This window comes from Arthrobacter sp. CAN_C5 (assembly GCF_017875735.1).
GTDB lineage: Bacteria > Actinomycetota > Actinomycetes > Actinomycetales > Micrococcaceae > Arthrobacter_D.
Window position 1 is genome coordinate 1,200,452 of record NZ_JAGGMZ010000001.1, and the last position, 14,189, is coordinate 1,214,640.

Annotated in this window: 13 protein-coding genes; 4 read left to right on the forward strand and 9 right to left on the reverse strand. The window is 59.3% G+C overall.

The features are described from left to right. The first annotated feature begins 698 nt into the window (after positions 1 to 698). Complete coding sequence (locus H4V95_RS18885) at positions 699 to 1,127, forward strand: restriction endonuclease (protein WP_395939865.1); 429 nt, start codon at positions 699 to 701, stop codon at positions 1,125 to 1,127. Between the two features lie 169 nt (positions 1,128 to 1,296). Here H4V95_RS18885 and H4V95_RS05680 read toward each other — a convergent pair whose 3' ends face one another. Together H4V95_RS05680 and H4V95_RS05685 are read right to left on the reverse strand one after the other, a co-directional pair. After that, positions 1,297 to 2,118, reverse strand: a complete 822-nt coding sequence (locus H4V95_RS05680) for a hypothetical protein (RefSeq protein ID WP_209729254.1) — start codon at positions 2,116 to 2,118, stop codon at positions 1,297 to 1,299. Positions 2,119 to 2,642: 524 nt separating this feature from the next. Next, a complete protein-coding gene (locus H4V95_RS05685; RefSeq protein WP_209729257.1) occupies positions 2,643 to 2,789 on the reverse strand; it encodes a hypothetical protein in 147 nt (48 codons plus the stop codon). Positions 2,790 to 2,813: 24 nt separating this feature from the next. On the opposite strand from H4V95_RS05685, the gene H4V95_RS05690 reads away from it, so the two are divergent. Then, complete coding sequence (locus tag H4V95_RS05690; RefSeq protein ID WP_209729259.1) at positions 2,814 to 3,947, forward strand: hypothetical protein; 1,134 nt, start codon at positions 2,814 to 2,816, stop codon at positions 3,945 to 3,947. Between the two features lie 472 nt (positions 3,948 to 4,419). Here the strand turns inward: H4V95_RS05690 and H4V95_RS05695 are convergent, their stop codons facing one another. From H4V95_RS05695 to istA, 4 genes are all read right to left on the reverse strand, one after another. Continuing rightward, a complete protein-coding gene (locus H4V95_RS05695) occupies positions 4,420 to 5,727 on the reverse strand; it encodes an ISL3 family transposase (RefSeq protein WP_209729238.1) in 1,308 nt (435 codons plus the stop codon). Between the two features lie 164 nt (positions 5,728 to 5,891). Beyond that, the gene (locus tag H4V95_RS05700) at positions 5,892 to 6,800 is read right to left on the reverse strand and encodes a hypothetical protein (protein ID WP_209729261.1); all 909 of its coding nucleotides are present in this window, start codon (positions 6,798 to 6,800) and stop codon (positions 5,892 to 5,894) included. A 214-nt stretch (positions 6,801 to 7,014) separates the two neighbouring features. Beyond that, the gene (locus H4V95_RS05705) at positions 7,015 to 7,764 is read right to left on the reverse strand and encodes an ATP-binding protein (RefSeq protein WP_281064517.1); all 750 of its coding nucleotides are present in this window, start codon (positions 7,762 to 7,764) and stop codon (positions 7,015 to 7,017) included. Beyond that, positions 7,761 to 9,314, reverse strand: coding sequence for an IS21 family transposase (gene istA, locus H4V95_RS05710; RefSeq protein ID WP_209729263.1), 1,554 nt, complete (start codon positions 9,312 to 9,314; stop codon positions 7,761 to 7,763). Before istA ends, H4V95_RS05705 begins: the two co-directional genes overlap by 4 nt. A 190-nt stretch (positions 9,315 to 9,504) precedes the next feature. On the opposite strand from istA, the gene H4V95_RS05715 reads away from it, so the two are divergent. Together H4V95_RS05715 and H4V95_RS05720 are read left to right on the forward strand one after the other, a co-directional pair. Further along, positions 9,505 to 10,652, forward strand: a protein-coding gene (locus H4V95_RS05715) for an IS3 family transposase (RefSeq protein WP_209729265.1) whose coding sequence is annotated in 2 segments (ribosomal slippage) — positions 9,505 to 9,769 and positions 9,769 to 10,652 — 1,149 coding nt in all. Because the reading frame shifts where the segments join, the coding sequence is not laid out codon by codon here. Positions 10,653 to 10,941: 289 nt separating this feature from the next. Beyond that, positions 10,942 to 12,306, forward strand: a complete 1,365-nt coding sequence (locus tag H4V95_RS05720; RefSeq protein ID WP_209729267.1) for a recombinase family protein — start codon at positions 10,942 to 10,944, stop codon at positions 12,304 to 12,306. Here H4V95_RS05720 and H4V95_RS05725 read toward each other — a convergent pair. The 3 genes from H4V95_RS05725 to H4V95_RS05735 form a co-directional block, all read right to left on the reverse strand. Continuing rightward, a complete protein-coding gene (locus tag H4V95_RS05725; RefSeq protein WP_209729270.1) occupies positions 12,303 to 12,446 on the reverse strand; it encodes a hypothetical protein in 144 nt (47 codons plus the stop codon). The genes H4V95_RS05720 and H4V95_RS05725 overlap by 4 nt on opposite strands. 116 nt (positions 12,447 to 12,562) lie before the next feature. Beyond that, on the reverse strand, positions 12,563 to 13,144 hold the full coding sequence (locus tag H4V95_RS05730; RefSeq protein ID WP_209731424.1) for a hypothetical protein: 582 nt from the start codon (positions 13,142 to 13,144) through the stop codon (positions 12,563 to 12,565). A gap of 87 nt (positions 13,145 to 13,231) precedes the next feature. Then, positions 13,232 to 13,837: a hypothetical protein gene (locus H4V95_RS05735; RefSeq protein ID WP_209729272.1), complete on the reverse strand. Its 606-nt coding sequence runs from the start codon at positions 13,835 to 13,837 to the stop codon at positions 13,232 to 13,234. Between the last annotated feature and the right edge of the window lie 352 nt (positions 13,838 to 14,189).

The window sequence follows — 14,189 nt, forward strand, 5'->3', positions numbered from 1 at the left end:
AGTGGGCAGTTCCGTGGCCGCCTATGGGCAGTTTTTCATGGCCGCTGACACCCCCGGACCATTAGCCTGACTAAGTTCATCATGGCAGCTAATCCTTTTGGTCCGGCTATAAGGCAACTGCCCGAATCCATGGCACAGTTGGGCGAATGGCGTCCTATGAACTGGATGAGTGGCTGAAAGTCCAATGTGGACTGATTGCTCAGCCCTCCCCTGATTACCTAGTGATAACTTTCCCTACTGACGACGTCCGAACGGCCTATTTGTCCGAAGCGGCGGTCCGCCCTGAGGAAGAAGTTCGGAACATCCTGCGAACGTTCCTTGGAGGCTCTAGGTCGATTAGGGAGCACGATCGACTGCACCTTGCTTTCATGAAGTACCGTGAGTCACCGGGTGATAGGGAAGATGCCGATCACTTGAGCTGGTCTCCGCGATTCACTGAGTACGAGCGGCGTCTGATCGCACGGGCGGCGGGACAGTCTCCTCTACCGACTTGGGAAGGTTGCACTTGGGTCCTCGACCTGTTGCCCCATTTTCCCCAAGAGGCAATCGATGCAGTCCATGCGTATGTACTTGCTCATGCCCAGGTCCTGCCAGACCTGCGCTACAGCGGTCTGGCGGACGCAGTTGAGTTGATTCGGAGTCGTTACATTCTGCAAGGTAGCCAATCGACTGAATCCCTGACCGAGTTGCTCCTCGCGATGCGACCGCGAGAGTTCGAGTTCCTCGTGGCGCACATTTATCGGCGAATGGGCTACGAGGTTGAAGTTACGCCGCTGCAGAAGGACAGGGGCAAAGATGTCATTGCTCGAAAACCTGGAGAGGTTGTCTTTATCGAATGCAAAAATTGGCGTGGTCGTGTGAACTCTGACGTTGTAGCGGCTCTGACAGGCCGAGTTGAGATGGATCGGGTAACGCGAGGGGTCGTGGTCGGAACTTCTGGGTTCACCTCCGGCCACGCTTCGGCAACTGAGGTTGCTTCGTTCAGCCCTGCGAGGATGTCCCTTTGCGACGGGGATACGCTCGTCAGACTTCTGAACCAGCACTGTGGAAGCGAGTGGCATCGCAGGTTGGAACGACTCGTATTTGAGGAACGCCTCGCCCAAAAACGGCGTCGCCAGGCGACCTAATTAGTGTTCACTTGTCTCTTCCTTGCGCAAGGCTGTGGTTCTGCCGATGATCAACTTCATGACGTTCAGTAGGAATTGAATGTGAATCAACGGATCGGCAGCAACTCTTCACCCGGGTCCGGTTCAGAGCGACATCGCTTCTGATGGAACACGTACAAAAAACGTGTACTTAAAAGACAGCCGCGCGTCGGAAAACATCACGGAACAACGGACCCCACGTCAGGACGACGCCATGTTCAGCGCACAGTGGCTTCCAGTGAACTGCATCTTGGGGTTTCGCTTCAAGGACTAGGAACAGCTGCGGCTGGAAGCCGCGGCCCGTCAGCCGGTGGCCGTAGTCCAGTACCTGTCCGAGTCCATGCCTGATTTGGAAGGCCTCGTTCGCTTCGGTGATGCTCTTGACCTCGGCGACGCCGACGGAGCCGTCCTCGCGTTCCCATGCCAGATCGAAGTTGCAGGTCGTGTCGAATGGGGACAGCGGCGTGAGCCCACGCAGCTCTATCAGCTCCGCTAGCTTGTCCTGCGTCGCCGAATGCGCCTTGAGCCCTCGTTCCATGATGCCCGGGTCCCGGTAGTGCTCACCGTTTCCCTGCAGCGGGCCGGCGAAAGCACCAGGCTGATACGGGGCACCCACCACTCCGCCCTCTGCCGCGGCACGCACCAGTGTGTTGGGCCAGTGAGGTTTCAGCGCTGGAGCGGGGAAGCCGGATCGGAGACCATGGAAGCCCTTTTCATCGATGAGCTGGATGTGGTGACCATACGACTGCATGTCTGCCACCTGCTTTTCCCGGTCACCGTAGTCCCCGTATTTCCAGGCCTTGCTGAAACCACGGACGAGCAGATCGGTGCTTGACTGGTTGACCCAGCCTGACACATTCCTGGCACCAAGGTCACGTGCGATTTTCGCGAGGTCAGCTTTGACGCAACCTTCGAAGTTCCCGGTGAACACAACTTCCTTGCCCTTTAGGTCGTAAACCCATTCGCTCGTCATAGAGTGATCAAAGCGGTCTGCCTAGGTGCGGTGCAAGTGGTTCGCGGTGAGGGGCCGATGTTACGGCCGTAGGCCCGATCCGGTAAGACCCCGAATTAGTGCATCCGCCACAGGCATGCGCAGGAGGTGTCGTTGACGCTCGTGGACTGTGCGGGACCGCTTATGGTCTAGTCGCTACTCCGCGCATGGGCCGCATGTTACGGCCTAGGATCTACTCAGCGCTCTTCGCCAGAGTCGTAATGTACGAGCCCTCGTTCTGCGCTTCGCAGGGTCATCTGCAGTCCAGGGGTGGTCGTGGAACCCGGAACTGTTTAGCGAACGAGCCGCGGGGATGTGAGGATGGAATTTCACAGGGGTTTTGGGCTTCGGTCAGGCGGCACGGGAGCCACGTGCCGTCTGTTGAGGCGGTGAAAGTCCTCCGGATACAAGGTGGCTAGGTCCTTGATTTTCGGAGCGAAGGCGCTGTTGTGCCATAAGAAGCACACCAGGCGAGGGCGGCCGCCGACCTCCATCTTGATGATGTTCTACGTGGGGTCTCCGCGGCCGGTCGTCGTGTCGTCGCGGCCGAAGCGTGGGAGCTGCTGGTGAATCAGGATAGGCCAGCAGGAAGGCTTGAGCGAGTGGCCACCGACCACGATGATCAGTCCTGAGAATCGCTGAAGTATGTTCACGCCTTGTATTGTAGGAGCGCAGCTATGATCAGCGATTGGGGAAGTTTGGGAACCAATGACGATACAGCCAATTCTGAGCAGAAGCCCCGTCGCTCTAGGACAGGTGCCATTCGAAAGTGGTTCGCTCAATTTCATTGGGGCTGGGTACTTGGACTGGTCCTAACCGGTTTTCTGATCACTCTTCTGGCCTTCTTCCCGCGGTACCTAGTGGGCGTGAGGGGATTTCAGGGGTGGCCGCCATGGCTGTGGCTCGATCAGAATGACCTACCTGTTGTTCAGTCAGTCATCACTAATGTTGGCACTGCTTTCATAACGGCGGGTCTACTAGCTCTTTTTGAGCCCCTTCTAACTCGTAAAGTTCGGGAGGAAGCCAAAGCCGCTGCCCTAGTGGAGGCAGCGCCATTGGCTGAACGGTTAGACACCTTGGAAGACCGTGTAGGCGCCGCTGTCGCAGAAGAAGTGAAGCGTCAGGACGAAACCCTGCATGCTGCGGAACAGAATTTCGCCTACGACTCTGTCTTCCGGTTGCTTACTCAGGCCGTGGAGGTGGGGGCGCTAGCCGGTGAAGAAATCTTCATTCAAGCAACTGATAATCCCGGCGAAGTAACTCTTTCTATCGCGTTGAAGCATATTGATAATGTGTTCGATCGAGAGACGGTCGGGACTTCACATGTCCTTGTCCTTCGGGCCGAATCGACTTTGACTGATAGTGACGAAATTTTGGAATCTACTTGGTCACCGAGTGAGGAATTCACGGATGTCGCCCGCCACCTTGTATTAGCGCTTTCGAAGGCGGGGGCCGGAATTCTGAACATTCCGTGGGGTCGAGTGGCGACGCGTTTCACTCGCGCGCTGTCCTTAGCGGTTCGTTCTAGACGTCGCGACAGTGACGAAATTCGCTTGAAGGGACGTCTGAGAGAGGTTGTTGCCGACATTTGGTTTATAACCGATCAAGGTCTCCAGTGTCCCACTCATAACTTCCAGATCGAAGCCGCTAAGTGGCCCCCGATACGAATGGACGGAGGACTCGGCGGATTGCTGCGGACTAAAGCTGTAGCGAAACCTTCCACCGCCGATCAGGCGGAATGGGATTATGTTTTTGCCCGATGCGACGCACTGTTCGCCGAGCGGCTGGACGCTGCGGGCAATAAGTTTTGATTCCTTGACCTTGCGGCTTCCGATACGAAGCTGCTCCGCGGGCGGGTTGGGCAAGTCCAGAGGAGAACCGGAGTTTCAGCGAGGCGGCCTCACCTCGGATGCTACAAAAACTTGCGGCTTTCTTGGCATCATAGTCGGTAGGCACCCGCCGTGAACCGGGCGGAGCGGGTATCCCGGCTGCACATATGGTCCTCGATGGATCCTAATTGCCGCTGAGCGGGAGGACAATGCATTCTACCTCGCCCATCCTGAAGATATGCGCGGGCCTCTGAAGCCTGTGTAGTAAACGTGCGCAAGCAAGACTAGACAAGTTGGATTCCAACATCCCGCGGGCGGCACCATAGATGCTGTCCAGGTTTGAAGTAGTTCCACTAGTTGGTTCATGCCGAAGGCCGTTTTATCGCGCGCACCAGCCCGGAGCTATATTCGAGGAGGATTGGCTCTCCTACTCTTCTGATTGTTACCCGGCTCTTCATAATTGAGGGTGTAGTCGGGGTCTGAAGCCGCCGGTTTCCAAGAGTGAGCGGGCGATGTAGTTGGCGATATTGCGGAAGCCCAGGGCTGAGCCTCGGAGGTGTTCGAGGCGGCCGTTCATGGCTTCGGTGGGTCCGTTGCTGGTGCCGGGCCGGTCGAAGTACGCCAGGACGTCGGCGGCCCGGCGTTTGAGGGTCCGGCCCAGAGTGCGGATCTCGGTGAGCGCGGCCGGGACACCGTCGCTGACCGATTCGATAAGTGCTTGCATCAACTCGTGTCCTCGGGCCCGGTCCTCGTGCCGGTAGGCAGCGATCATCCGCTGGTAGATGCCCCAGGTTGCCTCGACTTGGACGTGAGTGTCCGTGGTGAACAGGTCGGTGAGGCGTTGTTCCTGTTTGTCGGTGAGCAGGTCCGCCCCCGTATGCAGGGTCCGCCGTGAGCTGTAGAGCGGGTCGCCCTTGCGTCCGCGGTGACCGCAGGTAGCTTGCTGGATCCGGCGTCGGCACCCATCCAACGCGTCCCCGGCGAGACGGACGACGTGGAACGGGTCCATGACCGCCACCGCGCTGGGAAGCTCCTCGGCGGCCGCGGTTTTGAAGCCGGTGAATCCGTCCATGGCGACGACTTCCACCCCGTCCCGCCACGCCTGTGGGCGTTTGGCTAACCACTGCTTGAACACGGCCTTTGAGCGGCCCTCGACCATGTCCAACAACCTTGAGGGCCCAGTCTTTTCGCGAATCGGCGTGAGATCGATGATGACGGTCACGTACTTGTCCCCGCGGCGGGTATGCCGCCACACGTGCTCATCGACGCCGATCACCTTCACCCCGTCGAACCGGTCCGGGTCATCGATCAAGACCCGCTTTCCCTCGGCCAGGACCGCGGTGTTCGCGGTATTCCACGACACCCCAAGGCCCTCGGCGACCCGGGCGACGGTGAGGTGTTGACACACGATCCCGGCCAGCGCCCAGCGCAGGCCCCGTCGGGAGAGTTTCGCCCGCGGCTCGGCGGCCTTAGCGGTGTCCTGCCGCCACACGTGAGCGCATCCGGTGCACCGGTAGCGGCGGACCCGGATCAGCAGCGTCGTTGGCCGCCAGCCGAACGGTTCGTGCGCCAGGCGCCGGGTCACCATGTCCCGTGCAGCGCCTTGGGCTCCGCAGCGCCGGCACCACGAGTCCGGTTCCACTACCTCGCAAACCAGCACCGCACCATCGGGCTTCACCTCCTGACCGATGGCTTCCAGACCGAGTTCATCGAGTCGGCAGAACGTGCTCAGATCGGGTGCAGCGAAGGTAGCGTTGAACACGTTGAGGTCTTCCGGATGGCGAGCGTGAGAACTTCCATCATCGGAAGGCCTCGACCCCTATCCCGTGACCGACGCGCCCATCCCGCTCACACCCCGACTACACCCTCAATTGCGATGAGCCTGTTACCCACCGAAGAAGTATGCGTCTCGAAGCGATCAGGAAGTCATTCCTGGGTGGTGGGCCAGAAGGATTTCAAGATCCTGTGGGTCTCGGTCAATACTGTCGCTAAGGGAGCAGCAAATGAGGCTACGCGTTGCAAAACAACTTCAATGTCATTTCTTTCATGCGGCTGCTGATCGGCCTTTTCGTCGACATTTGAGGCTAGTTTGTGAGCGATCTCGCAGTGGTCTGGCCCAAGGTTTTCTGCGTCGGACCTGAGAGCCGCTGCCAAAGCCTTGAGATCTTCCGACTTCCGCGAACCAGCCTGCCAGCGAGTATGAATCTCTGAGTCACCGGTGACGTTTGAGCCGCTAACGTCACCGCCCGCTTTAACCTTGGACCTACTACGGTCGTCTCGACTGAAGTCACTCTTGACCTTGTTCTTCCTCCCGAAAACGTTGCCATCCCCGTTAACTATGATCACGTTGCGCTCCTCCAGTAGATTACGTGCCGAGAGATGCTTGGCCATCATGAAGTCCCAGTCGCGGTCGCTAAGAAACACCCTTCCCGGAGCTGCAAGTACCAACCAGGCCAAAAACTTGTCCAGAAGACCACCGAGCCACTGGGCGATTTCATCGAAGAGTGTGCCATCGGCTTTTTCTGTTTTGTTCGGTGCTTCGGCGCAGATGATGTCTTCTTTCAGAAGACGGTCGACGACTAACCATTTACTTGTGCGAGATAGGCGCTTCCCTTTCCAAAAGAGCTTTAGGGGCTTCGCCTGGCCGCGGTTTGCGCTGACCGACTGCATGTATTCAACGAGTTCTTCCCGGATTCGATCCAGATCGGCATCGCTCAGTTTTTTGCGGGCTCGTGTGACGCCAAACCATCGGAGGAGGACCGCGATGAGGACAATGGCAACGACTATAAGAATGTTCGCGATTGCCATCTGGGTCAGGGTTTCGTTGTCTATCATTCGATCGTCCTCTTTCGCTGCTACGCGGAGGAAAAATTACTCGTAGTGGTTGGTTGGGTCCCCGGGTAGGAGTCCGGTGACTGTGTGAGTTTCGCATCCGATTGAGTATTTGAGGCTTTGATCACCACCCAATCGTGCGGTTCAGCACCACCGATCGTGCGGGAGAGCGCCAGTGGTGGTGTGGTTGGGGGCCACTGACGCTCTCCATCATCGATTACGCGCTGGCCAGCGCGGTGTGCGCTCTCATGTTGTAGGTGCCGGTCTCGACCCAGATCGTGTTGTGGATGATCCGGTCCATGATCGCGTCGGCGTGAACACCGGAGCCGAGGCGTTGGTGCCAGTCCTTCTGCGAGTACTGGGTGCAGAACACCGTCGATGTTTCGCCGTAACGGCGCTCCATCAGCTCCAGCAGCATGGTTCGCATTGATTCCGTCGGCCGGTCCAGCAACCACTCGTCAATAACGAGCAATGTGAATGCGGCGTATTTGCGCAGGAACTTCCCGGCCCCGCCGGGGGTGTCCTGGGCGGCGACCCAGGCTTCCTCGAGGTCGGGCATGCGGACGTAGTGGGCGCGGATGCGGTGCTCGCAGGCGCGTTTACCAATCGCGCATCCCAGATACGACTTCCCCGACCCGGTGAAGCCCTGGAAGACAACGTTCTGCTGCCGGGTCACGAACGAGCAGGTGCCGAGCTGGGTCAGCACTTGCCGGTTCAGGCCGCGTTCGTCGAGCAGGTCGATGCGGCGCAGATCCGCGTTCGGGTAACGCAGCCCCGCCCGCCGGATCAACCCGGCGACCTTGGAATGCATGAAGGTCGAGTAGGCGTCATCGACGACCAGCCGGACCCGCTCCTCGAACGTCAAACTGATCGACAAGGTCTCGTCCTGGGTATCGATCGCCTCCAGCAGCTCGCCGGCGTTCATCTCGCGGAGCTTGCGTTTGGTCTCTCCATCCAGCGCGCTCAACGGGTCCCTCCGGCGTAGTAGGCGCTGCCGCGGACATAGCCGCCATCATCCGGTTCCGGTTCGGGGGTGTGTCCGGTTTTGTCCTGCCCGGTGTCGAGGATCGGCCGCAGATGCGCGTAGCGCGGTGAGCGCAGCGGACCCCGTAAAGCCAGCGCACTGGCCGCTTCCACCCGGGCCGCGGAGAACTTCCGAGACAGGCGCAGGACCGCCAGGGCTGGGTCGTAGCCGGCTTCCTCGATGGAGGCTGCCTCGAAGATTTTCCCGATCACCGTCACCGTGGCCGGGCCCATCCGGGCTGCCCAGGCCTCAATCCGGGCCCGGTCCCAGGCCTGGAAGCTGCGTCCCTCGGGCAGGTCCGCGTCGTTCGTCTGATACTGATTCACCGTGCTTGTCGGCAACAGCAGGTGGCTGGTCAGGCGCTCATCAGCCCGATAGACCTCCAGCATGGTGTCCGTGACGCGAAGGTCAACGAGAGAGCCGATGTGGCTGAAGGGCACGGAGTAGAAGTTCTTTGCCCAGACCACGTGTGCGTTCTTGTTCACCTTGCGCCGGTAGGACCACGTGCTGATCTCAAACGGTACCGCCGGCAGCGGTTGCATGAGCGGCTTCTCCTCGGTGGTGAAGACGCTCAGCCGGGACCCGTCGCGTTTCTGGAACGACTGCCGGTTATAGGCATCGATCTGTTCATAGACCCGGATGCGCAACTGCGGCAGGGACGTGAACTGCTCGTGCCGCAAGCCCGCGATGACCCAGGTCGCGACGTGGGAGACCGTGTTCTCGACGCTCGCTTTGTCTTTCGGAGCCCGAACTCTGCCCGGTAATACCGCGGCCGAGTAGTGTGCCGCCATCTCCCGATAAGCATCATTCAGGACGACTTCGCCCTCCTTTGGGTGGGAGATCACCCCGGTCTTTAGGTTGTCGGGCACCAGGCGCGGGACGCTGCCGCCGAAGAAGGCGAACATCGATGTGTGGGCGCGTAGCCACGACTCCTGCCGCATATCAAGGCAGGCTTCTACGAACGCGTACCGGCTGAAGGGCAGGCAGGCGACGAACAAATACACCTTCGAGGTCTCACCCGTGGTCGGATCCAGCAGCCCCATCGTGGGCCCGGACCAGTCGACCTCGATGCTGCGGCCGGCCTTATGACCAACCCGCGACGTCGCCCCGGTCACGGCGGCGTGCTCGCCATAGAGCCGGCAGAACCGGTCATAACTCATCACCGCCTGCCCTGCGCGGGTAGACGCGTCGACATACTCTTGGTGCAGCAGCTTCAATGTCACCCCCACCCGGGCCAGCTCGGTGTGCACCCGCGCCCAGTCCGGCTGCGCGAAGGCACTCTCACGGACGCCACGGCCGGGAAACAACGCCGCATACACCTCGACCTCCGACAGCTCGGCGACGTCATCCCACCCGAGATCGGCCAGCTCCGCCGCATCGAGGACCGCCTGAATGCTGTGCCGGGATATCCCATGAGCGGACTCAATTGCTCTTCGCGACAGGCTTTGATTACGCAGCTGCAACACCAGCTTCGCTTTGATCTTCCGTACCATTACCGGTATTCCTTCCACCATGTGTCCCTCACATGGTGGAAGGAGCTTTACAGGTGGTGCTCAACCACACCAACAGTGGTGCTCAACCACACCAGTCGCGCTACCCGGCGATGGCGCTCACCCGCACCACAGGCGGAGCTCACGGAGGCCAATATTCACGATAATGGATGCAGGAGGAAATTCACAGATTATGGCACGTAGACATACCCCGGATCAGGTCATCGCGAAAGTGCGTCAGGGCCAGAAGATGCTCAACGACGGACGACCGATGATCGAGGTCATCAAAGAGTTACAGGTGACCGAGGCGACCTGGTATCGGTGGCTGCAGCAGTACGGGTCCGAGAAGAACGCCACCCAGGCCAAGGCCGTCAAGGACCTCGAGAAGGAGAACGCGCGACTGAAGAAGCTGTTAGCTGATCAGGTCCTGGCCAATGACATTTTGAATGAGGTGGCGCGGGGAAAATTCTGAGCCCCGAACCACGTCACCGCGCCGTTCGTATGGCGCAGGAGAAGTTCGGGGCGTCCGAGAGGTTCGCCTGCAAGGTGTTGGGGCAGAACCGGTCAGCGCTGCGCAAAGGCCGACCCGTGGTCAGCTTTGAAGAGGCACAGTTGCGCTCTGATCTGCGCGCTGTTGCCGGCAAGTATCCGGCGTGGGGTTGGCGCAAGGCGCGCTGGCGCCTGCTCGAGCAACCGCAGGGGGACGGCGTGGCGCTGAACAAGAAGCGTGTGCGCCGGCTGTGGCGGGCCGAAGGACTCACGTGCAAGCCCAAGGCGCGCAAGAAGCGCCGCACCGGTCCCGGCGCCGGCGAGCACAAGCGCCTGCGGGCCGAGTACCCGATGCACGTGGTCAGCTTCGATTTCCAATCCGATGTGACTTCGTGCGGGCGGCATATCCGGTTCTTCAACGTGATCGATGAATACACCCGTACCGCCCTGGCTATCATCCCGAGACGGTCCTTCACTGCGACCGATGTGGTCGCGGCACTGGAGGACATCATCGCCGAAACCGGCATCGTCCCGACCTATGTCCGCTCGGACAATGGTCCGGAGTTCACCGCGGCCGCGCTGATCGATTGGTGTGCCACTGCCGGGGTGGAGACCGCGTTTATCGATCCGGGATCGCCCTGGCAGAACGGGTTCGCCGAGTCATTCAACGCCCAATTCAGGAGGGAACAACTCGCCGGAGAAATCATGGACACGATGGCCGAGGCGAAATACTTGGCCGAGGAATGGAAAGAGATCTACAATAATGAACGGCCCCACGGATCCCTCGACGGACTGACACCGTCAAGACACTGGGAACGCTGGACCGCAGAGAACCAATTAGCTATCGCATAGCCGCTGGACTGCTAACGGGGGCCCAACCATGGTGTGTTTTGGCAATGCCTGCTGACTTTTCACGCCTTTATAACCGGTGAAGGTGATGGCTCACGTTATATGCGGGCTAGGCTGCTGCGCAAGCTGTTCGCTGCATGCCGCCCGTATGGAACAGACGCGAGTGCCGGGATCACAGGCATCAACAGTGCGGGCGGTTTGAGTGGCGAAGGATCGGGTGCTGTTACGTATTTGCGGATTCTATGGCGTGTAACTTACGGAGTTTCATGTGCCCCCATTTACGCTTACTAACATGACCACCCGCGCCGCCATCTACGCCAGGATAAGTAAGGATCTTGCCCAGGAGGGTCTTGGAATCGCCCGCCAGCTCAGCGATTGCAGAGCCTACGCCAAGAAAAAAGGCTATGTCGTTGTCCTCGAACTTAAGGACAACGACATTTCGGCATCCGGCCTGAAACAGCGGCCAAGCTACCTACAGCTCCGGGAACTAATGGAAACCCGGAGCATCGATCTTGCCGTCGTCTATTCGATGGATCGGCTGCACCGCTCGATGGCGGAGCTGGTTGATTATATCGAGCTATCTCGACGTACAGACGTTGGGATCGTGTCCGTAACCGGCGGTAGCATCAACTTGGCCACGGCGGATGGTCGGCTCCAGGCACACATCTTTGGTGCATTTGCCGCTGCCGAACGAGAGAAAACCCAGGAACGCATTAAACGCAAGCATGCGGAACTTGCTCAGTCAGGTAAGTGGCCAGGCCAGCGAGTTTACGGCTATCGCGCGGACGCATCTGTAGTGAAAAAAGAATCAGATGTCATCAAAGATCTTTGTGCCCGGCTTCTGGCTGGCGAAGGCTACAACTCGATAGCTTCGGACCTAAATACTCGTGGCATACCTACTCTTACAGGTGCTAAATGGCGAGCATCGACAATAACAGGCATAGCTCGAAGTGCTCGGATCGCAGGGCACCGCGAGCACAAGGGTGTGATCTCGTTCCGAAATGCTTGGGAAGCGATTATTGACGAAGAGACGTCTATGCTTCTACGTTCCAGGCTGATGCCAGGTAGATCAGGCGGGACACGTGGAGGACCCCGAAAACACCTTCTGACTGGACTTCTCGTTTGTGGCAAGTGCAACCACGGGATGGTACGTGGACTAGCAGGCAAGCAGAAGACACCGAACTACCGTTGCCCAGCCAACCAAGGCAGTGGTGCTTGCGGTGGGACCAGCATCAGCCTCACAGGAGCCGAAGCCTTTCTTTCTGAGGCGCTATTTGTCGCCCACGATGAAGCCGTGGACGATGATCAGCAAAGTGACGACCTGGAAGTATGGGCGGAGAAGCGTAAAGCTTTAGAGTCGCGACAGAAAACGCTCGCTGAGTTATTGGGCAAGGGCCTAATGGAGCCTGAGGAGTGGGTGCTAGCCTCTGCGGCAAATAGGGAAGAACTGAAGCGGCTCCCGGAACCCAGGGTGAAGCCGCACAGAAAGCGAATCACTGGGGATGAGTTGCGCTCGGCTTGGCCCGATATTCCAGGCACCACCAAGCGGGCGCTGCTGGATGACGCCTTCATCAGAATCGTCGTTATGCCCCGCCGGATAGTTACAGGCCAGAAAACCTTTGACCCAGGGCGCCTTGTGCCGGAATGGCGGCGCTAGGCTGCGTCTGTGGACTCCTCCGCCTTATCGACGGCGGAAAGCGCCCTAAAGCGGACCCCGCGGTCGGCAATGGTGGGCGGAAGGCCCTGGTCAGCGCGGGTCTTCTTAACCCACGCGGCAGCATCTGTTTTTTCATTCACGTGATCTCTATGCGGCCAATCCGCTGACGGCGGTCATAGACCAATGCCAGAATGAGACGGGTATCCAGCCGACGGCGCAGCGAGGGGCTGCAGTATTCAATCCCTGGTGTGAATGCTCAGTAATTTCCGAACCGGGGTAGCCGTACTATTCGACTCTCGGGCCTCAGCCATTGGTGCACATCGAAGGAGCGAGCACACCTCGAGGTCGGCAGAGATGAAATGGGCCCGGTCACGACGTTGCCCCAGGCGGAGTCGGATTTGATGATGGCCTTCCGGGACGCGACCCGCAAGCGCGCCATGCCTGAGGACAAGGTCACGATGATCGGGCGACCGTCGGCGGGACCGACAATGTCGACGTGCTCACCGGAATCGGAATCCGGGGCACTGTGATCGTCCTGGTGGACCTGGTGGACCTGGTGGACCTGGCGGACCCGGTCGCCCTTCTCTCCGCGGGTGTCCGAGAGTAGCCGGCGGGCCTCGGACTTGGTCGCGGGATGTTTGTGCTCGACCTCGGCGCCGTCGGTGGTCTCGCGTTCGACTGTGCCATCGAAAAGGCTTCGTGCCTTGTGACGTACTGGAGGGCTGACGGGCAAAGGAAGGACCGGGGCCAAAGTGACCCCGGCTTCCGGGTGGGAGGTGGCAGCGAACTGGCCACCGACAGGGATTCCCTGGGGCTGACGTGCGATTGAAGAGGTCATACCCAGTGGTGTGCGGCGATGAGCTCCAGGTGCCAGACGGGCTAGCCAGGAGGCGTCTGGATGGGAGGACTCAAGATCAGCCTGGAGCTACTGAAGTACGGCAGATAGCAGCCGGGCAACTATTCCAGACCGTCCCCGGTCCTTCAGCACAGGCAGATCATGGGACGAGCTATCAGCTCTGCTCGCCTCTTCGTAATAGCTTTTAGCAACGTGCAGTTGCTCCGCCCTGAAGCGCAGTGATAAACCTATCGCCAAGCCGGCCAAGCCAATCAGGGCGGGATAAACGCTGTCCCAGAGTTCGCTAAGGACTGTCCACTCGTTGTCGCCGGTGAGGATTTCTTGCAGCTGAACGCCTAGAAATGCCGCCGCAAGAATCAAGATAACCTCCGCGCGGTATCTGTGCGTCCGTTCCCTGACGGCAGCAGCACGGCCGAACGCTGCAGCCATCGCGGGCTTCATCTGATCTTCGTCAGAGGGAAAAGGGTTTGGCCAACGATGGCCGCCTAGTTGCCCTGAAAGGGGCCACTCTGGTTCCATCTGGGAAATTTCGTCGAACGAGACTGAAATAATCGGCTGCCGCCAGGTTTGCCGCCATTCTCGCCAGCTGCTCATCATTGCGCGGAAACCCATCACAATAAACAGCACCAATATGGCAATGTTTACGACGGCATACAGCCAGTCGTAAGTAGTCATAGCTTCGGCCCCCTCGGACGATGGGGTGGGGGTAGCGGTTGTCTTGTCCAGAGGATGCCGTACAGAAAGAAACATGATCCGCAGATGACAGCACCGCTCTGCCATACCCAATAGCTGAGTTCCAATACATCTGGCGGGATCTCAAGTCCGGAAAAGTAAACTAAGAAGCTGAGGACGAAATCTAGAAGCATCCCGAAAAGGGTGACAGTCCAGAGCGCCCAGTAAGCAGCCCGGGCCAGTGCTCTCATCGGATGATTCAATTCGAGTGTGAGACGCCGCCCATGGCTGAGCGTCTCCTCAAATAAGCGGAACCATCGCGAAAGCTCCTTGAGCTTAGTGCGCGGCCTGACTG